At 63.0% G+C, this 25,995-nt stretch carries 29 protein-coding genes and 2 pseudogenes; 17 read left to right on the top strand and 14 right to left on the bottom strand.

Going from position 1 to position 25,995, the window contains the following annotated elements; translation table 11 throughout:
• Window positions 1-112 precede the first annotated feature (112 nt).
• Window positions 113-514 (bottom strand): c-type cytochrome, encoded by a 402-nt coding sequence (locus ACODTY_RS12775; RefSeq protein ID WP_163464899.1) that lies wholly within the window; start codon window positions 512-514, stop codon window positions 113-115.
• A 151-nt stretch (window positions 515-665) separates the two neighbouring features.
• On the opposite strand from ACODTY_RS12775, the gene ACODTY_RS12770 reads away from it, so the two are divergent.
• The 11 genes from ACODTY_RS12770 to ACODTY_RS12720 all read left to right on the top strand — a co-directional run bounded on the left by ACODTY_RS12770 (window position 666) and on the right by ACODTY_RS12720 (window position 11,739).
• Window positions 666-1,046 carry a hypothetical protein gene (locus ACODTY_RS12770; RefSeq protein ID WP_203561093.1) on the top strand — a complete coding sequence of 127 codons (381 nt, stop codon included), beginning with the start codon at window positions 666-668 and terminating at the stop codon, window positions 1,044-1,046.
• A gap of 75 nt (window positions 1,047-1,121) precedes the next feature.
• Window positions 1,122-2,630, top strand: coding sequence for a multicopper oxidase family protein (locus ACODTY_RS12765; RefSeq protein ID WP_488994630.1), 1,509 nt, complete (start codon window positions 1,122-1,124; stop codon window positions 2,628-2,630).
• Window positions 2,631-2,659: 29 nt separating this feature from the next.
• Complete coding sequence (locus tag ACODTY_RS12760) at window positions 2,660-5,044, top strand: heavy metal translocating P-type ATPase (protein WP_488994629.1); 2,385 nt, start codon at window positions 2,660-2,662, stop codon at window positions 5,042-5,044.
• 96 nt (window positions 5,045-5,140) lie between these two features.
• Window positions 5,141-5,626, top strand: a complete 486-nt coding sequence (locus ACODTY_RS12755) for a DUF411 domain-containing protein (protein WP_183334281.1) — start codon at window positions 5,141-5,143, stop codon at window positions 5,624-5,626.
• 164 nt (window positions 5,627-5,790) lie between these two features.
• The gene (locus ACODTY_RS12750) at window positions 5,791-6,201 is read left to right on the top strand and encodes a hypothetical protein (protein ID WP_183333630.1); all 411 of its coding nucleotides are present in this window, start codon (window positions 5,791-5,793) and stop codon (window positions 6,199-6,201) included.
• A 132-nt stretch (window positions 6,202-6,333) separates the two neighbouring features.
• Window positions 6,334-7,893: a CopM family metallochaperone gene (copM, locus tag ACODTY_RS12745; protein ID WP_263568232.1), complete on the top strand. Its 1,560-nt coding sequence runs from the start codon at window positions 6,334-6,336 to the stop codon at window positions 7,891-7,893.
• Between the two features lie 113 nt (window positions 7,894-8,006).
• Entirely contained in the window at window positions 8,007-8,369 is a 363-nt protein-coding gene (locus ACODTY_RS12740; RefSeq protein WP_052174986.1) for an ArsR/SmtB family transcription factor, read from the top strand.
• Window positions 8,366-8,755 (top strand): arsenate reductase (glutaredoxin), encoded by a 390-nt coding sequence (gene arsC / locus ACODTY_RS12735; RefSeq protein ID WP_488994628.1) that lies wholly within the window; start codon window positions 8,366-8,368, stop codon window positions 8,753-8,755. The genes ACODTY_RS12740 and arsC overlap by 4 nt, the downstream gene beginning before the upstream one ends.
• A gap of 58 nt (window positions 8,756-8,813) precedes the next feature.
• The gene (gene arsB, locus ACODTY_RS12730; RefSeq protein WP_488994627.1) at window positions 8,814-9,908 is read left to right on the top strand and encodes an ACR3 family arsenite efflux transporter; all 1,095 of its coding nucleotides are present in this window, start codon (window positions 8,814-8,816) and stop codon (window positions 9,906-9,908) included.
• A gap of 11 nt (window positions 9,909-9,919) precedes the next feature.
• Window positions 9,920-10,675: an arsenical resistance protein ArsH gene (arsH, locus tag ACODTY_RS12725; RefSeq protein ID WP_263568231.1), complete on the top strand. Its 756-nt coding sequence runs from the start codon at window positions 9,920-9,922 to the stop codon at window positions 10,673-10,675.
• Window positions 10,672-11,739: an ArsO family NAD(P)H-dependent flavin-containing monooxygenase gene (locus tag ACODTY_RS12720; protein ID WP_036709846.1), complete on the top strand. Its 1,068-nt coding sequence runs from the start codon at window positions 10,672-10,674 to the stop codon at window positions 11,737-11,739. The genes arsH and ACODTY_RS12720 overlap by 4 nt, the downstream gene beginning before the upstream one ends.
• A 218-nt stretch (window positions 11,740-11,957) precedes the next feature.
• Here the strand turns inward: ACODTY_RS12720 and ACODTY_RS12715 are convergent, their stop codons facing one another.
• The 3 genes from ACODTY_RS12715 to ACODTY_RS12705 all read right to left on the bottom strand — a co-directional run bounded on the left by ACODTY_RS12715 (window position 11,958) and on the right by ACODTY_RS12705 (window position 13,247).
• On the bottom strand, window positions 11,958-12,215 hold the full coding sequence (locus ACODTY_RS12715) for a hypothetical protein (protein WP_036709847.1): 258 nt from the start codon (window positions 12,213-12,215) through the stop codon (window positions 11,958-11,960).
• A complete protein-coding gene (locus ACODTY_RS12710) occupies window positions 12,212-12,886 on the bottom strand; it encodes a YcbK family protein (RefSeq protein WP_488994626.1) in 675 nt (224 codons plus the stop codon). Before ACODTY_RS12710 ends, ACODTY_RS12715 begins: the two co-directional genes overlap by 4 nt.
• A gap of 73 nt (window positions 12,887-12,959) precedes the next feature.
• The gene (locus tag ACODTY_RS12705; protein WP_488994625.1) at window positions 12,960-13,247 is read right to left on the bottom strand and encodes a DUF6127 family protein; all 288 of its coding nucleotides are present in this window, start codon (window positions 13,245-13,247) and stop codon (window positions 12,960-12,962) included.
• A gap of 123 nt (window positions 13,248-13,370) precedes the next feature.
• Between ACODTY_RS12705 and ACODTY_RS12700 the strand changes: the two genes are divergently transcribed.
• Complete coding sequence (locus ACODTY_RS12700) at window positions 13,371-13,898, top strand: helix-turn-helix transcriptional regulator (RefSeq protein WP_488994624.1); 528 nt, start codon at window positions 13,371-13,373, stop codon at window positions 13,896-13,898.
• A gap of 109 nt (window positions 13,899-14,007) precedes the next feature.
• Window positions 14,008-14,250, top strand: a pseudogene (locus ACODTY_RS12695) (helix-turn-helix domain-containing protein); the annotation flags it as partial.
• Here ACODTY_RS12695 and ACODTY_RS12690 read toward each other — a convergent pair.
• Window positions 14,241-14,863, bottom strand: a pseudogene (locus ACODTY_RS12690) (IS3 family transposase); the annotation flags it as partial. The pseudogenes ACODTY_RS12695 and ACODTY_RS12690 overlap by 10 nt on opposite strands.
• A 706-nt stretch (window positions 14,864-15,569) precedes the next feature.
• Here ACODTY_RS12690 and ACODTY_RS12685 point away from each other — a divergent pair.
• On the top strand, window positions 15,570-15,782 hold the full coding sequence (locus ACODTY_RS12685; protein ID WP_488994623.1) for a hypothetical protein: 213 nt from the start codon (window positions 15,570-15,572) through the stop codon (window positions 15,780-15,782).
• Window positions 15,783-15,858: 76 nt separating this feature from the next.
• Window positions 15,859-17,358, top strand: a complete 1,500-nt coding sequence (locus ACODTY_RS12680) for a catalase (RefSeq protein WP_488994622.1) — start codon at window positions 15,859-15,861, stop codon at window positions 17,356-17,358.
• A 730-nt stretch (window positions 17,359-18,088) separates the two neighbouring features.
• Here the strand turns inward: ACODTY_RS12680 and ACODTY_RS12675 are convergent.
• Window positions 18,089-18,436 (bottom strand): outer membrane protein, encoded by a 348-nt coding sequence (locus ACODTY_RS12675; RefSeq protein WP_488994621.1) that lies wholly within the window; start codon window positions 18,434-18,436, stop codon window positions 18,089-18,091.
• A 204-nt stretch (window positions 18,437-18,640) separates the two neighbouring features.
• On the opposite strand from ACODTY_RS12675, the gene ACODTY_RS12670 reads away from it, so the two are divergent.
• Entirely contained in the window at window positions 18,641-18,952 is a 312-nt protein-coding gene (locus ACODTY_RS12670; RefSeq protein WP_488994704.1) for a topoisomerase DNA-binding C4 zinc finger domain-containing protein, read from the top strand.
• 57 nt (window positions 18,953-19,009) lie between these two features.
• Here the strand turns inward: ACODTY_RS12670 and ACODTY_RS12665 are convergent, their stop codons facing one another.
• Together ACODTY_RS12665 and ACODTY_RS12660 are read right to left on the bottom strand one after the other, a co-directional pair.
• Window positions 19,010-19,762 carry a lysozyme family protein gene (locus ACODTY_RS12665; RefSeq protein WP_488994620.1) on the bottom strand — a complete coding sequence of 251 codons (753 nt, stop codon included), beginning with the start codon at window positions 19,760-19,762 and terminating at the stop codon, window positions 19,010-19,012.
• Window positions 19,763-19,832: 70 nt separating this feature from the next.
• Entirely contained in the window at window positions 19,833-20,513 is a 681-nt protein-coding gene (locus tag ACODTY_RS12660; RefSeq protein WP_488994619.1) for a recombinase family protein, read from the bottom strand.
• A 298-nt stretch (window positions 20,514-20,811) separates the two neighbouring features.
• Between ACODTY_RS12660 and ACODTY_RS12655 the strand changes: the two genes are divergently transcribed.
• Entirely contained in the window at window positions 20,812-21,120 is a 309-nt protein-coding gene (locus ACODTY_RS12655; RefSeq protein ID WP_488994618.1) for a hypothetical protein, read from the top strand.
• Window positions 21,121-21,196: 76 nt separating this feature from the next.
• Here the strand turns inward: ACODTY_RS12655 and ACODTY_RS12650 are convergent, their stop codons facing one another.
• The 6 genes from ACODTY_RS12650 to ACODTY_RS12625 all read right to left on the bottom strand — a co-directional run bounded on the left by ACODTY_RS12650 (window position 21,197) and on the right by ACODTY_RS12625 (window position 25,871).
• Window positions 21,197-21,535 (bottom strand): hypothetical protein, encoded by a 339-nt coding sequence (locus ACODTY_RS12650; RefSeq protein ID WP_488994617.1) that lies wholly within the window; start codon window positions 21,533-21,535, stop codon window positions 21,197-21,199.
• Between the two features lie 2 nt (window positions 21,536-21,537).
• Complete coding sequence (locus ACODTY_RS12645) at window positions 21,538-21,948, bottom strand: hypothetical protein (protein WP_488994616.1); 411 nt, start codon at window positions 21,946-21,948, stop codon at window positions 21,538-21,540.
• A complete protein-coding gene (locus ACODTY_RS12640) occupies window positions 21,945-22,400 on the bottom strand; it encodes a hypothetical protein (RefSeq protein ID WP_488994615.1) in 456 nt (151 codons plus the stop codon). Before ACODTY_RS12640 ends, ACODTY_RS12645 begins: the two co-directional genes overlap by 4 nt.
• Window positions 22,400-23,731 (bottom strand): site-specific DNA-methyltransferase, encoded by a 1,332-nt coding sequence (locus ACODTY_RS12635; protein WP_488994614.1) that lies wholly within the window; start codon window positions 23,729-23,731, stop codon window positions 22,400-22,402. Before ACODTY_RS12635 ends, ACODTY_RS12640 begins: the two co-directional genes overlap by 1 nt.
• A 227-nt stretch (window positions 23,732-23,958) precedes the next feature.
• Window positions 23,959-25,305 (bottom strand): phage/plasmid primase, P4 family, encoded by a 1,347-nt coding sequence (locus ACODTY_RS12630; RefSeq protein WP_488994613.1) that lies wholly within the window; start codon window positions 25,303-25,305, stop codon window positions 23,959-23,961.
• On the bottom strand, window positions 25,302-25,871 hold the full coding sequence (locus ACODTY_RS12625; RefSeq protein WP_488994612.1) for a hypothetical protein: 570 nt from the start codon (window positions 25,869-25,871) through the stop codon (window positions 25,302-25,304). The genes ACODTY_RS12630 and ACODTY_RS12625 overlap by 4 nt, the downstream gene beginning before the upstream one ends.
• Window positions 25,872-25,995 lie beyond the last annotated feature (124 nt).

Below are 25,995 nucleotides of genomic sequence, written 5' to 3'. Positions count from 1 at the left end.
TTCTGTCCGGCAGCCACAACTGTCACCGGGTGGGCCTCGGAAAACTGAGCAGCCGGTCGCACGGGCAGCTCCGGCCTGCAGCGAAGCTCCATCCCGAAGGTGCCATCAGCGCTCAGCGTGCTTGCGACACATTCTCCTGGTAGGTCCGCTCGCGCTCCGGCCAGGTGCTCTTGATATAGGCGAGCGCAGCCTGGATCTCTGCGTCGCTGAGGACGGCAAAGCCCGGCATGTCGCTCTTATAGCCGCCCCCGACGATGGCGGCCGTGCCCTCCTTGACGATCCGGAACAGGATGTCATCGGGATGGTGCCACGTGTGGCCGTCGGCATCGTGTGGTGGCGCCGGGAGACGCCCGGACGGAAGGGGCGTCTTCCAGTCCGGCTGCCCCTCGAGCTGCGCACCGTGGCAGGACGCACATTGGTCCGCATAGATCTGCCGGCCCTGTTCGATGACTTCTGCAGATGACGCGGCGTTGGATGCGGTCTGGGCATAGTGCCTGCCAGCGAAGACCGCCATGACCAGGCCTCCGACGAGCAACCCGGGCCACAAGATATTACGGAGTTCTTTTCGCATGAGTTGCATGATTGGTGGCGAGGAATTTCTATTGGCTACATGCCGAGGATGAATTTCTGCCAGAGGCGCGACGCCGGAGGCAATGGACATTCCCGTGACCAGCGCCTATCTTTCCGGCATGTTCTCGCGCCTCGTCACCATGCTTGCCGTACTCGCGATCGCCGTCATGACGACGGTGACCTCCGCGCATGCGGCGCGCTTGAGCGCAGAGCCGGATCACTCGGTGCATGTCGGCGAGATGATGCAGGTTGCGGCCGGCAGCGACCGTTCCTGTGACGGCGAACAGCACTGCGGATCGATGGATGCTGGAAGCTGTGAGTTGCTTTGTTCAGGTCTTTTGGTCTTTCTGACATTTCCGAGGGAAGACTCGCCCAGCGTTTACGCGCCTGCCAGCCATGACCTGCCCACCGGTGCAGTGCTTGCCGGTCGGGCACCTGGACTGAACGAACGACCTCCCAAGCACCGTCTCCTCTGATCGCGCGTCCGGGCCGAGGCCCGCGGCGTCCTGTCGGTTTTGATGAACGGGACGAGCTGTCCCGAGGAGACGACCATGAATACCCTTTCACGACGCGGCTTTCTTGCCGCTGGCGCCGCCATGCTGGCCTATGCGCATCTGCCCCGGATCGCGGCAGCGCAGGGCGCCGCCCCGCTGTCGCTGCACGCCGCCACCCGGACGCTCGACATCGACGGTCGCGCCGCCACCGTCTGGGGTCTTGCCGGGCCAGCCGGACAGGGGCTGACACTCGATCCCGGCGCGCGGTTCCGGGTGGATCTGCGCAACGATCTCGATACTGACACGCTGATCCACTGGCACGGCCAGATCCCGCCCAACGCACAGGATGGCGTGCCCGACATGCCTTTGCCGATGCTCGCCCCCGGCGAGACTCGCGCCTATGACTTCGCGCCGCTGCCCGGCACCTACTGGATGCACGCGCATGTGCCGCTGCACGAGATGCGCCTTCTGGCCGCGCCGCTGATCGTGCGCAGCGCCGAGGATGTCGCCGCCGACCGGCAGGAGGTGGTGCTGTTCCTGCATGATTTCTCGTTCAAGGCACCCGAGGAGGTGATGGCCGAGATCCTTGGCGGCCACGGGACCGCCGGCGGTCATGGAGGCGGCCACGGCGCGGTCATGGGCGGCATGGCGGCCATGGACCACGGCGCGATGGGGAACATGCCGATGGGTGGCATGGATCACGGCGCCATGGGTGGCATGACGGGAATGGGCGCCATGGACGGCATGGCGATGGACCTCAACGACTACGACTGGGACGCCTATCTCGCCAACGACCGCACGCTTTCGGATCCCGAGGTGGTGCAGGTCGAGCGCGGCGGGCGCATCCGCCTGCGGGTGATCAACGCCGCCGCGGCAACGGTGTTCTGGATCGAGACTGGCGAAGCGCAGGCCCGGCTCGTCGCGGTCGATGGCCATGCCGTTCAGCCCGTCCCCGGCACGCGGTTCGGCTTGGCCATGGGCCAACGGCTCGACCTCGAGATCGACCTGCCGCAGGAGGGCGGCGCCTGGCCGATCCTCGCGCTGCGGGAAGGCGCGCGAGAGCGGACCGGGCTGATCCTTGCCACGCAGGGCGCCGAAATACGGCGCATCGACACCATGGCGGAGGCCGAAGCGCCTGCCTTCGACAGCGACCTTGCGCAGGAGACGCGTCTGATCGCCGCGGGCGCTTTGCCGGATCGGCCGGTGGACCGCAGCCACATGGTGATGCTGGGCGGCTCGATGCAGCCCTATGTGTGGACGATCAACGGGGCCGTCTGGGGCCAGCATCGCCCGCTTGCCGCACAGAGCGGCGAGCGGGTCGTGCTGTCCTTCCACAACATGTCGATGATGGGCCACCCGATGCATCTGCACGGACATGTGTTCCAAGTCGTCGGGTTGAACGGACGTGCGGTCCGAGGCGCGCTGCGCGACACGGTATACGTGCCGCCGATGTCGATGGTCGATATCGCGCTCGACGCCGGCGAGGTCGCGCGCTGGATGCTGCATTGCCACCACATGCCGCATCTCGAGACCGGCATGATGACCGAATTCGCAGTCAACGCATGATCGGGCAAACCGCCAAGGAGGCGTGAGAAATGGCCAGCAAGACAGATCACCATCACCACAACCACGGCCATGTGCACGATCACGCGCATGACCACGCCGCCGTCGCGCGGGACGACACGCACAAGGTCAAGGACCCTGTCTGCGGCATGATGGTCGACCCGCACACGACCGAGCACAAGGCCGAGAATGCCGGCCGGCCGTATTACTTCTGCTCCGCCGGCTGCCGGGCCAAGTTCCTGGCAGAGCCGGAACGTTACCTCGATCCGGCGACCGCGGCGGCCACGGCAGAGCCGGTGCCCGAGGGGACGATCTATACCTGCCCGATGCACCCGGAGATCCGGCAGGTCGGCCCCGGCTCCTGCCCGATCTGCGGCATGGCGCTGGAGCCGGTGCTGGTCAGTCTCGAGGCCGGACCCAACGAGGAACTGATCGACATGACACGTCGGTTCTGGATCGGACTGGCGCTGACGATACCAGTGGTCGTCCTCGAAATGGGCGGCCATTTTCTTGGCTTGAGCCATTATGTCGGCCAGCTGACCTCGAACTGGCTGCAACTGATCCTCGCAACGCCGGTCGTTCTCTGGGCCGGCTGGCCATTCTTTCAGCGCGGCTGGCAGTCGCTGGTCAACCGCAGCCTCAACATGTTCACCCTGATCGCCATGGGCACCGGGACCGCCTGGATCTACAGCGTCGTCGCCACAGTTGCGCCCGGTATCTTTCCCGATGCGTTTCGCCAGCATGACGGTTCCGTCGCGGTCTATTTCGAGGCGGCGGCGGTCATCACCGTGCTGGTGCTGCTCGGGCAGGTGTTGGAACTGCGGGCGCGAGAGAGCACCAGCGGCGCCATCCGCGCGCTGCTCGACCTCGCCCCCAAGACCGCCCGGATCATTCGCGACGATGGCATGGAGGAGGAGGTTCCGCTCGACAGCGTGCATGTCGGCGACCGCCTGCGGGTGCGTCCCGGCGAGAAGGTGCCGGTCGATGGCGAAGTGCTGGAAGGCCGCAGCGCCGTCGATGAATCGATGGTGACGGGTGAATCGATGCCTGTGACCAAGGAGGCCGGTGCATCGGCCATCGGCGGCACCATGAACCAGTCCGGCGCGCTGGTGATCGAGGCGCGGAAAGTTGGCCGCGACACCATGTTGTCGCAGATCGTCCAGCTTGTCGCCGAGGCGCAGCGCAGCCGCGCGCCGATCCAGCGCCTCGCCGACCAAGTGTCGGGCTGGTTCGTGCCGGCGGTGATCGTGGTCGCGGTGCTTGCCTTCATCGCCTGGTCGATCTGGGGTCCGGAGCCGCGCTTCTCTTTCGGTCTCATCGCGGCGGTTTCGGTTCTCATCATCGCCTGTCCCTGCGCGCTGGGGCTGGCGACGCCGATGTCGATCATGGTCGGCGTCGGGCGCGGGGCGCAGGCCGGCGTGCTGATCAAGAACGCCGAGGCGCTGGAGCACATGGAGAAAGTCGACACCATCATCGTCGACAAGACCGGCACGCTGACCGAGGGCCGGCCCGCCGTCACCGCCATTGTTCCGGCCGCGGGTTTCACCGAGGACGAGGCGCTGCGGCTTGCCGCCAGCGTCGAGCGGGCGAGCGAGCATCCGCTGGCACTCGCCATCGTGCGCGCCGCCGAGGAACGCGGGATCGCGATGGCGCCGGTCGCGGATTTCGACTCGCCGACCGGAAAGGGCGCGCTGGGGGTGGTCGAAGGCATGCGCATTCCCCTTGGCAATGCCAAGTTCCTCGCCGAGCAGGGCGTCGATGTCGCGCCGCTGGCCGATGAGGCCGACCGGCTGCGCGAGGACGGCGCAACCGCGATCTTCATGGGGGTGGATGGCCGCGTCGCTGCCATCTTCGCTATCGCCGATCCGGTCAAGCCCTCGACGCCCGAGGCGCTGGCCGCCCTCAAGGAGCAAGGCATCCGCGTGGTCATGCTGACCGGCGACAACTGGACGACGGCCAAGGCGGTCGCGCGCCAGCTCGGCATCGACGAGGTCGAGGCCGAGGTTCTGCCCGATCAGAAGAGCGCGGTCGTGCAGCGGCACAAGGCTGCGGGCGAGGTGGTGGCGATGGCCGGCGACGGGGTGAACGACGCGCCGGCGCTGGCCGCTGCGGACGTTGGCATCGCGATGGGCACCGGCACCGACGTGGCGATGGAAAGCGCGGGCGTCACACTGCTCAAGGGCGATCTCACCGGCATCGTCCGCGCCCGCCGGCTGTCGGAAGCGGTCATGGGCAACATCCGCCAGAACCTGTTCTTCGCCTTCATCTACAACGCGCTCGGCGTGCCTGTCGCGGCCGGGGTGCTCTACCCGTTCTTCGGCATCCTGCTGTCGCCGATCATCGCCGCCGCCGCCATGGCGCTGTCCTCGGTCAGTGTCATCGCCAATGCCGCGCGTTTGCGGAAGGTGAAGCTATGATGGCGGTGCCGGGCCTTCGATTCGCTGCTCACCTCATTGTGCGCCGCACATGGACCGTGACGGGGAGACAATGAATCCATGAAGCGAGGTTTGACGATGAGAAACGATCACCGCATCAGCCGGCGCGCCATTCTGGCCGCTGCCGGCGCACTTCCCCTGCTGCTGTCTACAATCGGCCGGGGGCATGCTGAAGCGCTGCCTCTGGTGAGCGTCACAAAGGATCCGTCCTGCGGCTGCTGCGATAGCTGGGTCGCGCATATCGAGGCCGCAGGCTTCCCGGTGCGGGTGGTGGAAACCACCGACATGGACAGCCTCAAGCAGCGGCTCGGCGTGCCGGTCGAACTGGCATCGTGCCACACCGCCGAGGTGGGCGGCTATGTGGTCGAGGGCCATGTGCCTGCCGCGGCGATCCGTCGCCTTCTGGCCGAGCGGCCTGACGCGACAGGGCTGGCCGTTCCTGGAATGCCCGCCGGCTCGCCCGGCATGGATTTTCCGGGCGTCGATCCCGAGCCCTATGAAGCGTTCCTGTTCGGCCCGACCACCCGGAGCTTCGGGCGATTCCTCGGTCCGCGGGAAATCTGACACGGGGCTGACGACATGACCGCCCGGCTTGCGAATGATCCGAAACAGCACTTCGCCGAGGCGGCTTGCCTCCGTCAGCGGGGCTGTCTCGCGGCGTCGGGTGGCGCGCGACGTGAACGTGACATCGCACGGACCCGGCGTGCCGCCGGGAAGGAAGGTGGCGCATGACCGGGCGGGCGCGAGCTGCCTTCGGGGCGAAATGCTGTCGATTGCGCCAGTTTGCGGTCTACATCCTGCTGTTTGCCATCGGCGCCCTGGTTCTGCAGGTCCCGGTACATGCCGGCCCCGGCGGACACGCCATCCACCAGCAACAGGCCGCCGGCACGGCAAGCCACTGCGCCAATCATCACATGGCGGACGACCATGGCGCCGATCAATCGGCAGGCTGCGCGAATGCGGACGGCAGCCCAAATCTTGCGGATTGCTGCCAGACCTGTCTGGCCGCCGCGGTTCTCGTCGCGCCGCCGACGGTCGGCCCGCCCGTGAGCGGTGAGGTTTTCACGGTTGTGCGCCCCGATCCGCACGACCGATCACCGGAAGGCATCCTGAAGCCGCCACGTCTCATCGCTGCGTGATGCGCAGGGATCGCCGCGAGAACGAGAGATGTCTCCGGCCGCTCCGGCGCAAACCCGAAAGACCAGCGAACAGAACGGAGAACCGCGACCCGGAACCCGGGCCAGCGCTCCGGAACCAGAGGATGAAATCCAATGAACCGAACAGCAATCGCAATCGCCCTTACTGTCAGCTTGCTGACGGGCCCGCCAGGCGCTGCCCTCGCGCAGGCCGGGCATGACGCCCACCACCCGGGGACCCCGCCCGCGCAAGTGCAGCAGGCTCCCGCGCCGACGCCTCCCTCGGGCCAGATGACCGGCATGCAAGGGATGATGCCCGAGCAGTGCCGGGCCATGATGCAGGCCATGACCCCGGAATGCATGGGCGCGATGCGCCAGATGATGCAGGGTGGGATAATGCAGGGGATGATGGGCGCGCCAAACGCCGGGGCGGCCCCGGCTAACGAAAGCCTTCCGGATTTCACCCGGGCCTACGTCGAGTCGATGAATGAAATGCACGGACCGATGATGGACGGCGTCATGGCCGACGATCCGGATGTCGCCTTCGTCCGGGGCATGATCCCGCATCATCAGGGTGCGATCGACATGGCGAGGATCGTCCAGCAATACGGGAACGACCCGCAGACCAGGGCATGGGCGGACCAGATCATCGCGGCGCAGGAAGGCGAGATCGCCGAAATGCAGGCATGGCTGGAGGAGAAGGCCGGCGACGCGCCGGCGCCCTTTGCTCAGACCGGCGGGGCCGTCTACTCCGCCAATGAGGGCGGCAATTCCATCAGCGCCATCGATCTCGGCACGGGGGCGGTCGACACGGTTTTGATCCCGGTTGCGCCCCACAACGTCGATCTGACGCCCGATGGCAAGCTGCTGCTGACGGTCGGAGATCCTGCCACCGAGGGGGATCACGGGTCGGACGGGCACGGGCACGGCGCGGAAGGCGCGGCCGAGGGTCTGCTGGTCATTCTCGATCCGCAGAACCTCTCGGCGCCCAAGGCGACCGTCGCGGTAGGCTCGCACCCGGCCCATGTGGTCGCCGACCGGCAGGGGCGCGCTTTTGTCTCGCTGGCCGGCGGCGACGAGATCGCCGTGGTCGATCTCGCAAAGGCCGAGGTCATCGGGCGCATCGCGACGGGGGACTATCCGCACGGCCTGCGGCTCAGCCCGGACGAGACCCAGCTCTACGTGGCCAATGTCGAGGATGGGTCCGTGTCCGTCATCGACACGCAGGCGCTGTCCCAGGTGGCGCGCATTCCGGTCGGAACCGCACCGGTCCAGGTCGGGTTCACGCCCTCCGGCGATCAGGTCTATGTCTCGCTTCGCGACGAAAACCGCGTGGCGGTCATCGACACCTCAACCCGCGAGGTGACGAACAGGATCGAGGTGGGGCCGAACCCGATCCAGATGTTCGCGACCCCGGACGGAGCCTTCGTCTATGTGGCCAACCAGGGCACCGACGCGGAGCCTAACAACACCGTGTCCGTGATCGACACCGCGACCGGCCAGGTCGTGAAGACCCTCACCACCGGCGGCGGCGCCCATGGCGTCTCGGCATCGATTGACGGGGCATTCGTGTTCGTGACCAACATTGCCGACGATACCGTGTCGATCATCGACGTGGGGAGCCAGGAAGTGGTCAAGACCGTACCGGTCGGCGATCGCCCGAACGGCATCGTCTACGGCGGATCGAGCCGGTAGGAAGTGAATGGCGCCGGAGGCAGTTCCGGCGCCGTTTCCATGGCCACTGCTAAAGCTGATCGGCAGGGCAATCCTGGCATTGACACCAGCTACATCTCCATTATTCTGGAGATATGGAAAAGACGGATGCCATCTCTGCCTTGTCCGCGCTCGCGCAGGACACCCGGCTCGATATCTTTCGGCTGCTGGTGCAGGCCGGGAGCGAAGGACGTCCGGTCGGGCATCTCGGCGAGAAGCTCGGCCTGCCCTCGGCCACGCTCTCGTTTCACCTGACCCAGCTAAAGCATGCCAGCCTGGTGACATTCCGCCGTGAGGGGCGGTCTTTGATCTACACTGCCAACTTCGCAGCGATGAACGGGCTGATGGCCTATCTCACGGAGAACTGCTGCGGCGGCGATGCCAGCGATTGCGCCGTCAGCGCCGCTGCCTGCGATCCGTTCAGCAACACCAGGATCAAAGAGGGCACCGACGTATGAGCGCGAACTACACCGCCGTCATCATTTATCACAATCCCGAGTGTGGTACTTCGCGCAGCACGCTGGCCATGATCCGCAACTCCGGGATCGAGCCGCACGTCATCGAGTACCTCAAGACTCCGCCCTCGCGCACGCTGCTGCAACAGCTCGTCGAAAGGATGGGCGTCTCGGTCCGGGACATCCTGCGCGAGAAGGGTACGCCCTACGGCGAGCTGGGTCTCGGCGACTCCGGCCTGACGGACGAGCAACTGCTCGATGCGATCGAGGCTCACCCGATCCTGATCAACCGGCCCATCGTGATCACCCCGAAGGGCGTCAAGCTGTGCCGCCCCTCCGAGACCGTCCTCGACCTCCTGCCGCCCCAGAAGGGCGCCTTCACCAAGTAGGATGGCGAGCAGATCACCGACACCGCGGGCAACAGACTCGCCTGACAGGAAACTTCCAATGTCCAACGCTACAGGGCCGGCAATCCGGCTGTCTTTCCTTGACCGCTATCTGACCGTCTGGATCTTCGCGGCGATGGCACTCGGCGTGTTCCTCGGGACCGCCTTCACGGACCTTCCCGTCGCGCTCGATGCGATGTCGGTCGGTACCACGAACATCCCGATCGCCATCGGCCTGATCCTGATGATGCACCCGCCGCTCGCCAAGGTGCGGTACGAGGAGCTGCATCGCGTCTTCGCCGACAAGCGCGTGCTTGCCCTTTCCCTGGTCCAGAACTGGATGTTCGGGCCGACACTGATGTTCGCGCTCGCTGTGATCTTCCTGCGCGACTACCCCGAATACATGACCGGCGTGATCCTGATCGGACTCGCGCGCTGCATCGCAATGGTGCTGGTCTGGAACCAGCTGGCCAAGGGCGACAATCAGTATGTCGCAGGCCTCGTCGCCTTCAACTCGATATTCCAGATCCTGTTCTTTTCGACCTACGCCTGGTTCTTCCTGTCAGTCCTGCCGCCGCTCTTCGGGCTGGAGGGCAGCGTCGTCGATGTCGGCTTCTGGACCATCACCGAGGCGGTCCTGATCTATCTCGGCATTCCTTTCGCGGCCGGATACCTCACCCGGCGCATCCTGATCGCGCGGAAGGGGGCGGACTGGTATCAGGATGTCTTCCTGCCGACGATCAGCCCGATCACCCTCGTCGCGCTGCTCTTCACCATCGTGGCGATGTTCAGCCTGAAGGGCGGTGACGTCGTACAGCTGCCGTTCGACGCGCTTCTGATCGCGGTGCCGCTGGTGATCTACTTCGTCGTGCAGTTCGTGATCAGCTTCTTCATGGGCAGGCTGATCGCGGGCGACTATCCGCGCACGACGGCGATCGCCTTCACTGCCGCCGGCAACAACTTCGAACTGGCCATCGCCGTCGCGATCGCCGCCTTCGGGCTCGCTTCCCCGGTCGCCTTCGCCGCGGTGATCGGGCCGCTGGTGGAGGTGCCGGTGCTGATCCTGTTGGTGCATGTCGCGCTCTGGCTCGGCCGGCGCTGGTTCCGCGATTCCGCGCCTGCCGCCGTTCCCGCGGCGTCGGTAGGTCGGCAATAGGAGGGTCCATCATGCGTTTGCGCACACTGCCCGACCCCGACCATGTTCCGGCTCTCGACAGGCGCTTCGTGCAGGAGCGCCCCGCGATCGAACTTGGACCTGAGGACCACATGCCGCGGATCCTGCTGCTCTACGGATCGCTGCGGCCACGCTCCTACTCCCGGCTGGCGACCGAAGAGGCGGCGCGGCTGCTGCACCTTTTCGGCGCCGAGATCCGCATCTTCGACCCTTCGGACATGCCGTTTCCCGACCAGATTGCAGGCGATGACCACCCCGCGATCCACGAGCTGCGCGAGCACGCGATGTGGTCCGAAGGCATGGTCTGGTGCAGCCCCGAGCGGCACGGTCAGATCACCGGCCTGATGAAGGCGCAGATCGACAACCTGCCGCTCAACATGGGCGGGATGCGCCCGACGCAGGGGCGCACGCTTGCAGTGATGCAGGTGTCGGGCGGCTCGCAGAGCTTCAACGCGGTCAACACGCTCCGCCTTCTGGGCCGTTGGATGCGGATGATCACGATTCCAAACCAGTCGAGCGTCGCCAAGGCGTATCAGGAGTTCGACGAGGCCGGCCGGATGAAGCCCTCGAGCTACTACGACCGCATCGTCGACGTGATGGAGGAGCTGGTCCGCTTCACCATCCTCACCCGCCCTCATGCGGCGCGTCTCGTCGACCGCTACTCGGAAAGGAAGGTCGCAGGAAAAGCCGTGGACGCGGCGGCGGACCTCTCGTCGATTGCCATCGCGCCGCAGAAGCGCTCGGCATGAGCGACCCTGATCATGATGTCGTGGTGATCGGGGGCGGACAGGCCGGGCTCGCGGTCGCCTACTACCTTCGCCGCGCCGGTCTCGATTTCGTCGTGCTGGACGCGGAGGAGCGGCCCGGCGGCGCCTGGCGTCATACATGGGACTCGCTGCGCCTGTTTTCGCCCGCGGGTTACAGCTCGCTTCCCGGCTGGCCGATGCCACCGAGCCGGACGAAAGGCTTTCCGACACGCGACGAGGTGGTCGACTATCTGTCCCGCTACGAGCTTCGCTATGGGTTTGCGATTGAACGCCCATGCGAAATAGAAGCCGTGGAGCGCGACGGCGAGCGGCTTCGTCTCCGGTTGAAGGATCAGCGCAGCCTGACGGCACGCGCGGTCGTCAGCGCCACCGGGACGTGGGGCGCGCCTTATGTTCCGGACTATGCTGACCGGGAGCTCTTCCGAGGCATTCAGCTTCATTCGGCGCACTACCGAAACCCGCAGCCCTTCGCCGGAAAGCGGGTGCTGATCGTCGGCGGTGGCAATTCCGGGGCCCAGATTCTCGCCGAAGTGAGCGAGGTCGCCGAGACCATCTGGGTTACGCTGAAGGAGCCGGTCTTTCTGCCTGACGACGTCGACGGCCGGGTCCTCTTCGAGCGTGCCAGCGCGCGCGTGCTCGGAGACGTCGATCAGGCCGCGACCACCACGCTGGGCGACATCGTCATGGTCCCGCCTGTGAAGGAGGCGAGAGATCGGGGCGTGCTCACTTCCGTCCGTCCCTTCGAGCGCTTCACCGCGACCGGCGTGGTCTGGCGGGACGGGACCGAGACGCAGATCGACGCGGTCCTGTGGTGCACAGGCTTCCGTGCTGCAACCGAGCACCTTCGGCCGCTCGGCGTCGTCGAACCTGATGGGCGTATCGAGGTCCTCGACCAGCGTGCGGTCGAGGAGCCACGGCTGTGGCTGGCGGGCTACGGAAACTGGACGGGTGCCGCGTCTGCAACGCTGATCGGTGCAGGGCGCACGGCGCGAGAGCTGGTTCCCCGGATCAAGGATGCTCTTGCCGACGCAACCCTGGCGTGCTGACCGCGCTTGCGCTGGCGAACTGCCGTTCTCCTATGTGATGCGCCGCTGGTGCTCAACGACATCCGCAGGCTCTCGCCTGCTCACGTATCACCGCATAGTCGCTCATCATCTCGGCGACGGCCGAGGGCGCCGGTAGCAGCATAAGCTCGTCAGCCGCCCGCGCCTGGCGCTCGCGGCTGTACTCGACGACGGGAGGGCACACCGCAAGCCCGCCCGGCTCAGAACCGACCGTCGCGCAGCCGCTCAGCAAGCTCGTCGCGATCGCGAGGGCGGCGAGATGCCGCTTCCAGCATCCGGCGTTGGACGTCATTGATCTTCTCCGAAGTTTCGAGACGTTCGGCGAGGCGTCCCGCTCGCTCGCCGGACCGCCGAAGCGCAAGCAGGAACAGGAGCACTGTGAGCGCGATGGCGCCGTAGCGCAGCGCCGCCCGCATCCACGGGCCGGCGGCGATCCCGGTGATAAGCGCGGCGATCACCGCCGCCCCCGCTTCCAGTCGTCGAGGCGGGCGTAGATCGTGACGCCGATCCCGCCTAGCGCAACGGCGATGAACACCCAGCGCAGCGTGTCGAGATACGGCACGAGAGGCAGGATGGCGGATTGCGTCTCGGCCAGGACGCTCTGCGCGATCTCGACACCCGCCGCGCCCAGCGTCGCCACTCCGGCCGCACCACCACCTTTCATCGTGCGGCTGTCGGCCAGCACCTCGCGCGCGGGCGGCGTCTCCGCCGCGAAGGCAGTCGCCCGGATCGGGAACCGCTCGCCCCACTGCCGTGCGGGCCCGAGATCGACATGGATGAAGCCGGAGCGCGGGTAGAAGCCGAAGCCGAGGAACCCGACCGCGCGCGCTGCCGCCTCGAACGCCACCGGGTCGTGGTTCGTCATGGCGATGTCGAACGCCGCACCGTCGAGATGCTTCGACCGGCCCGCGCCGCCGACGGCGCGGTTGTGCTCGGGGCTGCGATAGGCGGAACGCACGATCAGCGGCTTGCCCAGCCGGTCGCGCAGCGCCTGCAGCTTGTCGAGCGCGGGTTCGTTGACCAGCAGTTTGCCGGTGCCCCGGCAGGCGATCTCGGCCGGGCTGAAATTCGGCCAGCGCCAGGCGCTCTCCGACACGTCGCGCCAATGGCGGTGGAAGGTCGTGGTCATGGGGTCCTCCGAAAACGAAAAACCCGCCTCGAGGGCGGGTGCGGTTGGGCTGATGAATTGGGATGGGGCGCGTCTACGGGCTGCCGCCGAAGATCCTGAGCTTGATGGCGATGCCCGCGAGCAGCGCCAGCATGACGCCGGTGGTGATCATGCGGACCACCGTCTGCATGGCGGTGCGGCGCACCAGCCGGATGCAGTCCACCAGGGAGCGCAGATCGCGGATGTCGAGCGCGGCTTCGTCGCCGTCGAGCCCGACATCGGCCAGCGCGCGCTTCGCGCCTTCCTCGGCCGCCCGGGTCAGGATCGCCTCGAACTCGGCGTCGGGCATGCGGACGTAGCCCTCGGATCGGGGTGGGTTCATCGGGTCCTCCTTCCGCCGCTCAGCCGACCTTGCAGCCCCAGAAGGACGTGTGATCGGCGGCGAAGTATCCGTCGGCGGCGCGGAAGGTGCCCTGCAACTCGACGGTGTCGCCTTGGGCGAGCGGTGCCATGGTCTGCAGCCAGAGCGCCGTCGCCTCGGAGGCGCGTCACCTATGGATCGGTGGACGCCGCGCCACGGGTGATCGAACCGCACGGCCTGCTGCTGGGTCACCGCAGCTACCTCGTGGCCCGGCAACCGGCGCGCAGCGAGACGATCCTGAACTTCCGCATGGACCGGATCCATGCTGCCGAGGTGCTGGACGAAAGCTTTGCCTTCGCGCCGGAGTTCATCCTGGAGGACTATGCCGCCACGGCGTTCGGCGTTTATCAGGATCCCGCGCAGTACGGCGAGGTGATCTGGCGTTTCGCGCCCGAGGCCGCTGCCCGCGCCGCCAAATTCCGCTTTCACCCCACGCAGATCCTTGAGCCACAGGATGACGGCAGCCTTATCGTTCGATTCACGGCTGGGGGCTGGCTCGAGATGGCCTGGCATCTCGATCAGTGGGGCGACAAGGTCGAAGTGGTCGCGCCTGACGGGCTACGGGCCTTGATCGAAGGCCATCGACGGCCGGATTTTGACGCCTTGCCATAATCGGATTTCAGAGAGGGATTGTGAATGAAGGATATTCTCGACTGTAGATATGTCGGTACTCGCGGGACATCTCGAATAAGCTCCCAATTCTGGGACGAAGGAGGTGTTCATGAGCAAGGCTCAACGCGAGATCGCGCGCAAGCTTCGAATTCTTCAGCACGCTGCAGTGACTGGTCACGTCGCGAAGACATGTCGGTATTTTGGCGTCGGCCGCGGCAGTTTCTACCGGTGGCGTGAAGCTTACCGGAAACATGGGGACGCCGGTCTGGTTAATCGGCCGCCGATTCCGAAGTGGCATGCCAAACGGACGCCGGTCGAGATTGAGGAAAAGGTCCTCCATCTTCGCAGCAAGTAAGGATAGATGCGGTGCTGCGGATGCGGCGCGCTGGTCTTTGGGGCCTGGTAGATCGGCGACAGACCAATTTTGCGCATCAGCCGACGCACACGTTTGCGGCCGACGCACCAGCCCTGACGCCGTAGGTGCCGCGCCATCTGGCGCGAGCCATACCAGGGCATCTCCATGAACGCCTCGTCGATGACGCGCATCAGTTCGAGGTTCTCGGGAGTCTCTCCAGCCGGCTGGCGGTAGAACGAGGCCCGCGAGATCGAGACCAGTTCGCACTGGCGGCGGATCGAGAGCCGGTTGTGATCGGAGTCAATCATCATTCTCCTCCGATCCAGGCTCAGCGATCGAAGGCCTTGGCCAAAAAATCCCGCTCGACGACAAGCTGGCCGATCTTGGCGTGCAGCTTCGTCACCTCGGCCTCCCGGCCGACCTGTGCATCCGTTGCCTTGTCGTCGAACGCCTTGGCCAGATTCTCGATGGCCTGTCGCTTCCATTGCGTGATCTAGTTGGGGTGAAGCCGGTGCTTCGTCGCCAATTCTGAAATCGTCCGCTCGCCGCGGATATCTTCAAGCGCGACCTTGGCCTTGAACTCGGCCGTAAACCGTCTGCGTGTCTTCATGCTGGATCGTCCTTTTCGTCGGAAAATCCACCTTATGCCCCTGCCTCAGAAACCGGCACCACCTCAGTCATCGGCGTCGGAGGCCGTGCACAATTAGCTAAGGAACTGGTTGCAGAGAAGGCTCCGCCAAATAATTTTGAGACCAAGCTTTGTCTATCCACGACATATCGGAAAACACCTCTTGCTCAACTATCCCTGCGCTTATATTTAGTATAGATGCTGCATAAATCGCAGTACGAGGCCCGGTAGCCCCTCCTCGGGCTTGGGTCCCAACCACCGGGCCTCACCACTCTCACAATCCACGGGTAGCTCGCCCGACGTAGTGTGATGGAGTGTGTAATTAGTATTAGATGAGTCCGCTCCGGCCTCGCCTTACGCGATTGGACCGCTTGGCTCGGGTCCTTGTGGCACTTAGGCACGAGGTTCGGCTGTTCCTGCCGTCATATGTCAATTGACCTAAAGCGAAAGAAGGATTTGGCTGTTGGGTCACTGCGCGCAGTTCAGCGACTTTGTCAAAATAGCCGCAGCGGGGGATGGCGTCGTGGTTCTTATTGTGGCAAACTAAAATCCAGTTATACCTTGTTATAAACAATGCCTAACATAAAATTTCCCTTGCCGGGTTGCTCCCTACGCTTCTGCAAGGCACTAACCGCGATAGCCTCCCCACAGTATTTCCGTATTCACCGAAGAGCTAAGGAGTATTGCCATGGTAGTCGAAAATAAAAGCTATAACTTTGGTAAGACGGAGAGAATCGATGAACTTTATACCGAGGACACGGTTACGGCCCTCAATGCTGCGCTGGCAAAGCATGGCATAGATGCCGGGCAGATCATCTCTGTCCAGACTGTCCCGGGTCAAGGAATGGTTCAGCCCATGCCGCCGAGGTTCCGTGTTCTTTATCGGTCCAATTCACGCTGAAACACGTGTGAGTTGCACCACATATATAGAAATTTTGTGGAGATAAGACAAAATGGTCTCAGAAAGGAATAATCCTATGACCAACTCAAACGAGCAGAAATACACTGGCTCCACCATGGGCAATGGCGCACCGTCACCAAGCGACAGAAACTCGCTCACTATCGGCGCGGACGGTCCGATTCTGCTTCACGACGTGCATTTCCTGGAGCAGATGGCCCATTTCAATCGCGAGAAGGTGCCCGAGCGGCAGCCGCATGCAAAAGGTGCCGGGGCGTTCGGGGTGTTCCATACCACCGAAGACGTATCGGCCTACACAAAGGCCGCGTTGTTTCAGAAGGGAGCGTCAACTGAGATGCTCGCGCGCTTCTCTACGGTGGCAGGTGAAATGGGCAGTCCAGACACTTGGCGCGACGTGCGCGGTTTCTCCCTCAAGTTTTACACGGATGAAGGCAACTATGATCTTGTCGGCAACAACACGCCGATCTTTTTTGTGCGAGATCCGATGAAGTTTCCTCATTTCATCCGAAGTCAAAAACGGCTTCCCGATTCCGGCCTGCGCGATAATCACATGCAGTGGGATTTCTGGACCAGCAACCCTGAGACAGCTCATCAGGTCACTTACCTGATGGGAGAACGCGGTCTGCCCCGTACCTGGCGCCACATGAACGGCTATGGCTCTCACACCTATATGTGGATCAATGCTAAGGGTGAGAAATTCTGGGTGAAATATCATTTCCACACCGCGCAGGGAATGGCTTTCTTCAATAACGCCGAGGCTGCCAGAGTCGCCGGCAGCGATGCCGACTTCCATCGCCGCGACCTCTTCGAAGCAATTGCACGTGGCGAGCATCCGAGCTGGACGCTGTCTGTTCAGATCATGCCCTATGTCGAAGCCAAGGCTTACCGGTTTAACCCATTCGACTTGACTAAGGTGTGGCCGCACGTTGACTACCCGCTTATCAAGGTCGGCACCATGACGCTCCAGCGCAACCCGGAAAATTTCTTCGCCCAGATCGAACAAGCGGCTTTCTCGCCGGGTAACACAGTGCCGGGCATTGGCTTGTCGCCAGACAAGATGCTGCTTGGCCGCGCCTTTGCCTATAACGATGCGCAGCGCAACCGCATCGGCACGAACTTTCACCAGTTGCCGGTGAACCAGCCGAGGGTTCCGGTCGACACATACATGTTCGATGGCCAGATGGCATATCACCATAGTGGAAATGCACCTGTCCATGCGCCTAACAGCGGCGGGCGAAGCTGGGCAGACAATGTTGGCCCAGTCGCCGATGGCTGGGAGGCCGATGGCGACATGGTCCGCAGCGCCTACAATCTGCATTCGCATGACGACGATTTTGGTCAGCCTGGCACCTTGGTGCGCAAGGTCTTCAGCGATGCGCAACGCGACGGGCTTGTTGAACAGGTTGCGGGCAGCCTTCTGGGTGGCGTGCGTGAGCCGGTTTTGAGCCGAGCGTTCGCATATTGGAACCAAATCGACGCAGAAGTCGGAAGCCTTATTGAGCAAAAGGTGCGTCAAGGAAGCGCTGCCGAACCTGTTGAGGGCATGGGCGAAGGCTGATTGGAGCTAGACGCCCATCTTCCTCCGCCCCAGTTTTTGCGGACGGGTGGGCCACTCAGCCTACGGGTCGATCCGGAACGAAATCGTGTTGCACTAGCCGGTGGTCACATGCCTTAAGAAGCCTGTAAAAGCATCTGCTCGAAAAGCTCGGACGCTTTCCTGACATCGGAGGGCATGGCCTTCCTCAAGGAGAATCTGCAATATCTTACGGTCGAGGGTCAGCGAAACCTGCTTGTAGATGGCGGAGCCGCCTTCTTGCACCAGGTCCAGAGCAGGGCAGAATTCAATTCGACCTTCTGGGCCGCAGGCGGAGCGATCATAGGGCCTTTGGCGGGGGCAGGTTATCAATCGACCGGCGGATGGGGAAGGAGTTCTGAAACAGTAGCGCCGCAGCCGACGGGACCGGCAGCAGACCTGGCCCTAGCGCGTGCGGCTGTCCGTCTTACAGGGACGGCCGGAGTTGCAGGTAAAACATTGGTTGGAATGCTCGAAACGGCATCGTGAGCAACCTAAGGTGCCGATCTCGTTGATCAATCCCGAGGGTGCCACCAGCCCGCCATCGTGAAGCAGCCGGAAAACTCCACCTTCCGGCGGTTCAAAGAATGGTATCGGATCAGAAACGGCCGAGGTTCTAATCGCCGCTGGGTGACAGTTCAGTGGCAGGTCACCTAGGACCAAGGGAAAAGCCTGGCGCGATGGCCGGGCTAGGCAGTGTGTTTGATCTGCGCGATCAGAATTTGAAAGAAATGCCCATTTTGATCGCGTGGTCTTTGAGATCAACTGACGTTAGTCCCCCGCTAGCGGCGGGCGTCGAGAACGTTTCTTTGCCGTAATCTGAATAGCGATATTCGAGGTTCAAGACTACATTGTCTGTGACAGCATAGGCAGCACCAACACCAACCGTCCAGCCTAACGTCGTCTTGCTGTAGCCGGTGCCAGGGAACACTGGCTGACCCAGCGCTGCGGTTGTGCCGCCTTCATAGTCAATGAACGCCAGGCCGCCTGTCACGTAGGGTAAGAAGCGATCGATAGCGTAGCCCAACTGACCACGCACCGACCCGCCCCAATTTACGTCCATCCGGGAGGCGTTTACGACAAGTAAGGGTGCGTGAGCAGTGCTGCCAAGCGACGCATAAACGTCAGCCTCGATACCAGCGACGATAGACGCTATGCAGTTTCGAGTCTGTTATGTTGCGGTTGAGATACACAGTCAACTGCGGCGCCGGGCACGGAACCCGCAACTCATATCTGCGGGGAATGTGGCGGGCGGTTGCTGGGCGTCATGGGACAGGACGGTCCCATCTGGTTTCGCTGCGAGCATGTCCAGCATTGTGGAAATCTTATGCCTGCATGCCAATCCTGCGGAACGGCTCTGCCCCGCCGAGCGGATGGGACGACCGAGGACCGATGCGGCTGCGGTGCCAGCTATCAGACTTGTCCGGAATGCGAAGATGGCTGGCTAGTCGAGCGCAGCGGCGCATACGGGCGCTTCCTCGGCTGTGTCCGCTATCCAACCTGTGTCGGGAAAGCGAAGATTCCGGCAACCCAGCAGACCACAGCAACAGCGAGGTCGAGGCGCCAAGGCCGGTCCTGATAAGGGGAGCACAGTTGTGCCCATCGCCGTGCTCGATAGACCTTCCATGACTGCCATTCATCCGGTTTCAATAATCCTGCGAACCTCCTGCACTGCACAAACGATTTGCCGTCGCAGCAGAAGCGTAATGAGTAAGCAGCCCAGCGCGAGTGCGCCGATGGCGGTGACGGTCTGCCAGTCCATGCCAGCGAACGCGGCGAGGCCTGCGCCGCCAGAGCCGAAGATGGTGGTGATCCAGCTCCATCGATCAGTACGCCTGCAAATTTCTGCTTCGACGCTGATGCGGACGACCGGCTTGTCGATCTCCTTTTCGACCACGATTTCGCGGGCCGGCTGACCTGCAGCATGGCGTTCTCGGACTTCCGACAAGAACTGCCGCACTCGGTCTGGCTTCACAGCGGCCTTCTGACCGGCATAGGCACCATTGCCGGAGACGGTCGGAAGCGAGGCCCATTCACGGGCAAGATTGTCGATGAGGGTGTCTTCGGAAAGCCGGCCTGCAAGATACTTGTCGATGCCACGCAGACCGAGCAGATAGCAGGCACAGCGATCCTGCATCTCGGAGTCGAACAGGGCATTGGCGGGTAGGCTGAGCGATTTGCGGACGGTTCGCAGCGTGGTGCGTACGATCTGGTAGCGACCGAGCGCCGAAGAATTGAAGCAGTTTGCCGGATGCTTCAGCATCTTCGTCTGCAGGGCGTCGATCTCCTGAAGCGTCATGCCGACGAGGTGGACGTCGCCGCCGGTATCTGCCGGTGTGCAAACACGATGACGTCTTGAATGATGTGGGGTGCGCCCCAGCGGGTGCAATTTTATATACTGCGAGTGGTCGCCTGAGCGCTGTAGTATTATTCCCGACTATAAAAGGAATTTCGAGACTTCATCTCGCCATTGGTGATCGAGCCAAGAGATTGCGCACGTTGGAGACCTGCCATCGGCCATTGCGGGCAGTGCGGACGCCGCGGTTGTTGAGGGCCCGCGCTATCCCGCGCAGGCTGGTGATGCCGGAGCTGCGGATGGTTTCGACGATAGGAAGCACGGCGGTGGCAAACCTGTCAGCCTGGGCGATCGAGATGGTTCGGCCCTTGGCTGCCGCTGCGGCGGAGTTTGTCGGGTTGCCGAGAGCCGCACCGCTTGCCTTTCGCAGGGCGAGTGCGGCCCGCGTTCGCTCCGAGATCATCCGACGTTCCTTTTCGGCGAGTGCCGCATAAAGGTGCAGCATGAAGGGATCGGCATCGGCGCCCAATTCGGCGACGATGAATGGAACGCGCTGGACCATCAGGCCGGCAATGAAGGCGACATCCCGCGACAGGCGGTCGAGCTTGGCGACAACGACCGGACACTTTGCCAGCCGGGCTGAGGCGAGGGCGGCGGCCAATTGCGGGCGGCGATCGAGCGCATCAGTTCCCTTACCGGTTTCCACTTCCTTGAACTCGTCCAGGATCGAGATGCCCTCGGCTTCGGCAAAACGGGCGACTGCATCTCGCTGCGCCTCCAGGCCAAGACCCGAACGGCCTTGTCGTTGTGTCGAGACCCTGTAGTAGGCCACCGCGCTCGACATGTTGCAAAACTCCTTGGGTGTTCAAACTGCAAACCACCGTTTGCAGTGTGCTCGATACGTGACGATGTGCAAGTCAAGCTGCTGATCTTGTGGAGTTTTCGGGGGAAGTCTGCCGCTGTGGACGGAAGGAACGCCGATGGGCGACGGGAGCCCCGTGGTCGCAGCATAGGTTCCAGATCGGGTGACTGTCGGCAGCGCGTAACAGGCAGACCGAAATCTTGGGTTCGGCGACCACATGAACGGGGGAACCCTTCACGAGCGCTCGCGTTGCTCCCCTACGACTATGTGGAGAACGTAAATGGCTGACAATATGGAGGAAATGGCAGGCCCCGAAATTGAACAGGTCAAGATTATCCTCAATACGCTCTATCTGTGCATCGAATACGCGATGAGGCATGTCGCCAAGAATGAGGGTGAAGAGGCCGCCGCGGATCTCAAGGTCAACATGCTGAACGCGCTGAAAAACGGCGACATCGATATGGCCCTGTTGGAAGAGTCAAAGACGTTCGATTTGGTCATTTCCAAGATTGAGCAGCTTACCTGGGACGATCCGATCGCTGAGCGTCGGCAATCAGAGAGTGCCCTCTTTCAGCGTGGGAAAGTCTGAACTGGTCCCAGGTCGTGCCGGAAATATTTGGATCGACAGGCAGCGCTTAATTGGCGCTGGTTGGTTCGTGGCCCGCTCAGCGCAGTTGCTCCAGTATCTCCTCGTGGGTAGCGAAGCTGACCTGAACATCGGTGGAGGTGGTTTCCTTCCAGCGGGCACGAGTTTTCAACCAGAAGATGGCTGCGGTGACAGACTCACGACCTTCGCCGGTCGCCTTCCTGTACAGGCTTTCCGCGACGCGCAGATTGGCCTTGATGCGGCCGTTCTCGAGTTCTCGGGCATAACTCGATTTCAGGACATCGAGATCTGCCTCCAGGACATGGGCGATTTCCTCTGGCGATAGCCCGAAGCCGGCCAAAGCTTCCACTTTGGCAAGCGGCAAGCCGTGACCGAGATCTTCAGGTTCCTGTTCCATTGCTAGGTCTCTCCTGGCTGTTGCCCCGTCGGGCGGGCGTCGTGGACTTTCGTTTCCAAGCGGTCGCAGGGACGCTCTTCGTAGGTGGTAACGAATGTGACGTTCGTATCAAGTTTGCCCTCCACCTCGTGGATACTCGTCTCCTTCCAGCGCGCACGCGCCTTCAGCCAGAAGATGGCAGCGGTGACGGATTCGCGCCCTTCGCCCGTTGCCTTGCGGTAAAGGTTCTCGGCAACCTTGGCATTGGCCTTCATGCCGCCGCAGTCGAGCTCGTGTTCGAAGGCCGAGCGCAACAGCGCCTCATCGATATCCAGCACCTTCGCAATGTCGGCCGACGAAAGCCCATAACCCGCCAAAGCCTCTACCTGTGCAGGACCGGGAATAGGTGTGAAGTGGCTCTCATGGATACTCATGACTGGACAGGCTTCCATATGCTCAGGTCCTGATCGCGTGCGGCCTCGATGTGACGCTTGACGCGTTCGTCGCGTTCACGCTTCCATTCCTCGCGCTCGACCGGAGACACGATGATGCGCCTGATCTCATGCACCTGTTTCAAAGGCTGGCCGGGAACACCCGCAATCTCGGTGACATTGGTCTCTTTCCAGCGGGCACGGGCCTTCAGCCAGAAGATTGCCGCTGTCACCGACTCACGACCTTCGCCGGTCGCCTTGCGGAACAGGTTCTCGGCAACCTTGGCATTGGCCTTGGTGTGGCCATGGTCGAGCTCCTGGCGATAGTAGCGCCGCAAGGTCTTTGGATCGATGCCGATCAGGCCGGCAATTTCCGTCTCCGGAATGCCATAACCGGCAAGCGTCTCGACCTGGCGCCGATGGTAAGCATCCGGCTCATGTCTCGGGCGCCCCATCAGTCTTTCCCTTCAAAACGATCTGCCTTGACCTGTGCAAAGGCGCGGCCATCGCCATCCAGGATCGCGGCCTCGCCGGTAAATGCCTGCCAGCGCAGGATGGCCATGTCGACATAGGCGGGATTGAGCTCGATGGCATGACAGCATCGACCAGCCATCTCGGCCGCGACGATGGTGGTACCGGAGCCGCAGAATGGCTCATAGATGGCCTGTCCGGGTGAGGAGTTGTTCTCGATCGGGCGGCGCATGCACGCGACCGGCTTCTGCGTCGAATGGCCGGTTTCGTTGCGGGCAGGCTTCGGAATCTGCCAGACGGTGGTCTGCCGGCGGTCACCCGCCCAGTGACCGGTGCCGCTCTCGCGCACCGCATACCAGCAGGGCTCGTGCTGCCAGTGATAATCGCCGCGCGACAGCACCAGCTGGCCCTTGTCCCAGATGATCTGCGAGCGCAGCCGGAAGCCGGTGGCGGCGAGACTGTCGGCGACTGTCCCCGCATGCAGGCCAGCATGCCAGACATAGGCGACATCGCCCGGAAAAAGCGCCCATGCCTCGCGCCAGTCGGCCCGGTCATCGTTGAGCACCTTGCCGGTGGCAAGCTCGCCCTTGGTGGCCACACCAGCCCTCAGGCGCCACTCGGGATCATAGTCGACGCCATAGGGAGGATCGGTCACCATCAGAATAGGCCGCACGCCACCCAGCACACGCGCCGCGGCGTCGCGATCGGTGCTGTCACCGCAGAGCAGCCTGTGTCGGCCCACAAGCCACAGATCACCCTGACGGCTGGTGGCGACATCGGGCACGTCCGGCACGTCATCGGGATCGGTGAGCCCGAGTGTTGCCCGGCTCATCAAGCTGCCGATCTCGGTTTCGCCGAAGCCGGTGAGGGATAGGTCGAAGCCGAGGTCCTGCAGGTCGCCGAACTCCAGCGCCAACAGGTCCGCATCCCAGCCGGCATTCATCGCAAGCTTGTTGTCAGCAATGACATAGGCCCGCTTTTGCGCCTCGCTCAGACCGGCAAGCTCGATCACCGGAACATCTGCCATTCCAAGTTTTCTCGCCGCCAGCAGCCGGCCGTGGCCGGCGATGACACCATTTTCGCCGTCGACCAGGATGGGGTTGGTCCAGCCGAACTCCCGCATCGACGCCGCAATCTCCGCCACCTGCGCATCCGAATGCGTGCGAGCATTACGCGCATAAGGGATCAGGTCAGAGGCAGGGCGGTACTCGACCGCAAGAGGGCAGGGATCTGCCCCGTCATGCACTTTTGGAGGTGCTTGATCACCGGGCGCCCGGTGCGAGGTTTCGTCAGTGATGGTGCTGCCCTTGTCCATTTTCCCGCTAGCCTCATTGCATGCGGGAAGTATAGATCAGGGCCAAGCTGTTGCTATCCCTGCTGTTTTTCTCTTCATTTCGCTCGATTGCGCAAAGGCCGTCAATTCGCGCCCATAAAATCAGGCCATGACGGATATGACGTTTTGTCTGATTATCGCCGTTACACGCGCGCGTGAACGGTGGATAGCATAGCAGGCGTCATATCCGTCATGGAGCGGGATACGTCTCAGACAGGTCGTTCGACGGCGATACCCTGAAACCCGCGACCAGTCATTTTTCGATTGGGCTGGAAACCTTTCGTCTCGAGGGTCTGGCTAAGGTGCTTTGCGGAGCCTATGAACTCGCCGGCCTCGTCGGCCCAGGTCTTCCACGATTCAAACAAAACGGTGCTGGAGGTCCACCGGCTTGGGTCACGCACGCAGCAGTCATCAATCCAGGCCGCGACGGCGTCCTCAGCGTCGAGATAGGCAGCGGTCGCGTCCTGCACCGCCTTTGGTGGGATCAGCCCCGCCCGTTGCCAGTCAAGGCAGCCGTGAATCATCCAGGAAAGAATGCCCGGCCATTCGCCCTTCAGCCTGTCTGGCAGGTGAGGATCGCGTTCCTCTGGAGGAATAGTCACCGTAAAGGGCAGCAGATGGAGCCTGCGCCGGATGGCTTCGTCGACAGAGCGAAGCCCCGGCTTGTGGTTGCCGGCGATGACCAGTTTGAACTGCGGGGAGAATTCAAAATAATCCTGGCGCATGAAACGCGCTGCGATCCGGTCGCCGCCCGTCAATGTCTTGATGCGGCTCTCCGCCCAGCGGCGTCCTTCCTCCGTTTCGATTGCCGTCACCAGCCGCGCGCCGCGAAGGCCCGCCAGATCGGTCGGGTGCCGCTCTGGAGATGAGGCCGTAAACGTCTCCATCGCCGCGGTCCTATGGTAATCGTTGAAGATACCCGCGACCGTATCGATCATCACCGACTTGCCGTTGGCACCACTGCCGAAGAGGAAAAACAGCGCATGTGCCGATGTATCTCCTGTCAGCGTGTAGCCGAGCATGCGTTGTATGAAGTGCTGGAGATCCCTGTCGCCAGCGGTAATACAATCGAGGAACGACAGCCAGTTGGGACAACTTCCTCCAGGCGAGGCTGCGGCAATTTTTGTACAGTAGTCTAAGGGGCTATGCGGGCGCGTCCCGCCGGTCCGTAGCTCGACAATGCCGTCCGGCGTGTTGAGAAGCCAGGGGTCTGCGTCCCATTGATCGGCGTCCGCAGCCAGTCTGCGGTCGGACTTTGCCAATCGCTCAACGGCGGCCACGGTCCTGGCACTGGCAATGGATGAGGCAATCTTGCCATCATTGCACTCGGAAGCAGCCTGCCTGCAAATGGCTCGTACCTGGTCATAGGCGAACAGCGTTTCGTCAATCTGCCACCACTTTCCAGTCCAGCGCAGCCATTTAGTCCAGGCCGCGACGTAGCGCAGGTCATCTCGATGCTGCTCCGCAAATTGCAGGGCAAGTGCCTCGTCAGAGAAGGCCGGCGGGCAGTTCTCCTCGGCAATGGGTCCGGTGAGGGGTATCAGGTCGCCGGTCATGCAACGCGCCTCTCCGGAACCAGAATTGAAGGCGTCGGAACGGTGTCGATGAGCGACTTCAGCCTGCGGCCATGCAAAATGTTGGCGGCAGCGATCGGACCCTGCAGGTCACGCAGGATACGTGCCGCCTGACCGGCTTCGACGATGGCGGCACCGCGGCAGGCCGACCTCATCCACTCAAGCGCGGTTTCGTGGACGGCGAGGCTGCCGCCCATGAAATAGGTAGCCGGATTGAGCGCTGCGCAGAGCCCCAAAAGTGCGCATCTGCCGAACATCGTCGTGACCGCAGCCTTGTTGGCGAGCGGGATGGCGACGAGGTCGACGACCGTCTCGTCGTCGACGCCGAATGCCTCGAACACCAGGGCCTCGTTGTCGTCCACGACCGAAAAGTCGAAGCGGGCGCCAGGATAGAGCGAGATCGATGTCACGACGATCCCACCAATATGGCAGCCGACTACCCTGAGGTCGATGCCCAGCGTCCTTACAACCGCCAACGTCTCGACCAGGTGTGCATCGGCGAGTTCATGCAGCTCGCAGCGCGCGGCAAGGAGGACATGTTCTATCATGCTGATCCTCCAATCCTGCGAACAAGTCTTGCGATCAGTTCGCGTTCGCTGTTCTCCGCTGTCTTCAGTATCTGGAATTGTTCAGGCGGAAGGTGGCGCGAGATGGCTTGCTCGACCATGTCGC

It is taken from the genome of Mesorhizobium sp. FG116, from assembly GCF_057809835.1.
Note: the sequence above shows the minus strand (reverse complement) of the source record. Positions and strands in the feature narration are given on the sequence as shown.

What these genes read in the sequence shown, in the direction of transcription:
- ACODTY_RS12775 (WP_163464899.1), bottom strand. Translation starts at nt 514, where the DNA reads ATGGCGGTCTTCGCTGGCAGGCACTATGCCCAGACCGCATCCAACGCC.
- ACODTY_RS12765 (WP_488994630.1), top strand. Translation starts at nt 1,122, where the DNA reads ATGAATACCCTTTCACGACGCGGCTTTCTTGCCGCTGGCGCCGCCATG.
- ACODTY_RS12760 (WP_488994629.1), top strand. Translation starts at nt 2,660, where the DNA reads ATGGCCAGCAAGACAGATCACCATCACCACAACCACGGCCATGTGCAC.
- ACODTY_RS12755 (WP_183334281.1), top strand. Translation starts at nt 5,141, where the DNA reads ATGAGAAACGATCACCGCATCAGCCGGCGCGCCATTCTGGCCGCTGCC.
- ACODTY_RS12750 (WP_183333630.1), top strand. Translation starts at nt 5,791, where the DNA reads ATGACCGGGCGGGCGCGAGCTGCCTTCGGGGCGAAATGCTGTCGATTG.
- copM (WP_263568232.1), top strand. Translation starts at nt 6,334, where the DNA reads ATGAACCGAACAGCAATCGCAATCGCCCTTACTGTCAGCTTGCTGACG.
- ACODTY_RS12740 (WP_052174986.1), top strand. Translation starts at nt 8,007, where the DNA reads ATGGAAAAGACGGATGCCATCTCTGCCTTGTCCGCGCTCGCGCAGGAC.
- arsC (WP_488994628.1), top strand. Translation starts at nt 8,366, where the DNA reads ATGAGCGCGAACTACACCGCCGTCATCATTTATCACAATCCCGAGTGT.
- arsB (WP_488994627.1), top strand. Translation starts at nt 8,814, where the DNA reads ATGTCCAACGCTACAGGGCCGGCAATCCGGCTGTCTTTCCTTGACCGC.
- arsH (WP_263568231.1), top strand. Translation starts at nt 9,920, where the DNA reads ATGCGTTTGCGCACACTGCCCGACCCCGACCATGTTCCGGCTCTCGAC.
- ACODTY_RS12720 (WP_036709846.1), top strand. Translation starts at nt 10,672, where the DNA reads ATGAGCGACCCTGATCATGATGTCGTGGTGATCGGGGGCGGACAGGCC.
- ACODTY_RS12710 (WP_488994626.1), bottom strand. Translation starts at nt 12,886, where the DNA reads ATGACCACGACCTTCCACCGCCATTGGCGCGACGTGTCGGAGAGCGCC.
- ACODTY_RS12705 (WP_488994625.1), bottom strand. Translation starts at nt 13,247, where the DNA reads ATGAACCCACCCCGATCCGAGGGCTACGTCCGCATGCCCGACGCCGAG.
- ACODTY_RS12685 (WP_488994623.1), top strand. Translation starts at nt 15,570, where the DNA reads ATGGTAGTCGAAAATAAAAGCTATAACTTTGGTAAGACGGAGAGAATC.
- ACODTY_RS12680 (WP_488994622.1), top strand. Translation starts at nt 15,859, where the DNA reads ATGACCAACTCAAACGAGCAGAAATACACTGGCTCCACCATGGGCAAT.
- ACODTY_RS12675 (WP_488994621.1), bottom strand. Translation starts at nt 18,436, where the DNA reads ATGGACGTAAATTGGGGCGGGTCGGTGCGTGGTCAGTTGGGCTACGCT.
- ACODTY_RS12670 (WP_488994704.1), top strand. Translation starts at nt 18,641, where the DNA reads ATGGGACAGGACGGTCCCATCTGGTTTCGCTGCGAGCATGTCCAGCAT.
- ACODTY_RS12660 (WP_488994619.1), bottom strand. Translation starts at nt 20,513, where the DNA reads ATGTCGAGCGCGGTGGCCTACTACAGGGTCTCGACACAACGACAAGGC.
- ACODTY_RS12655 (WP_488994618.1), top strand. Translation starts at nt 20,812, where the DNA reads ATGGCTGACAATATGGAGGAAATGGCAGGCCCCGAAATTGAACAGGTC.
- ACODTY_RS12650 (WP_488994617.1), bottom strand. Translation starts at nt 21,535, where the DNA reads ATGGAACAGGAACCTGAAGATCTCGGTCACGGCTTGCCGCTTGCCAAA.
- ACODTY_RS12645 (WP_488994616.1), bottom strand. Translation starts at nt 21,948, where the DNA reads ATGAGTATCCATGAGAGCCACTTCACACCTATTCCCGGTCCTGCACAG.
- ACODTY_RS12640 (WP_488994615.1), bottom strand. Translation starts at nt 22,400, where the DNA reads ATGGGGCGCCCGAGACATGAGCCGGATGCTTACCATCGGCGCCAGGTC.
- ACODTY_RS12635 (WP_488994614.1), bottom strand. Translation starts at nt 23,731, where the DNA reads ATGGACAAGGGCAGCACCATCACTGACGAAACCTCGCACCGGGCGCCC.
- ACODTY_RS12630 (WP_488994613.1), bottom strand. Translation starts at nt 25,305, where the DNA reads ATGACCGGCGACCTGATACCCCTCACCGGACCCATTGCCGAGGAGAAC.
- ACODTY_RS12625 (WP_488994612.1), bottom strand. Translation starts at nt 25,871, where the DNA reads ATGATAGAACATGTCCTCCTTGCCGCGCGCTGCGAGCTGCATGAACTC.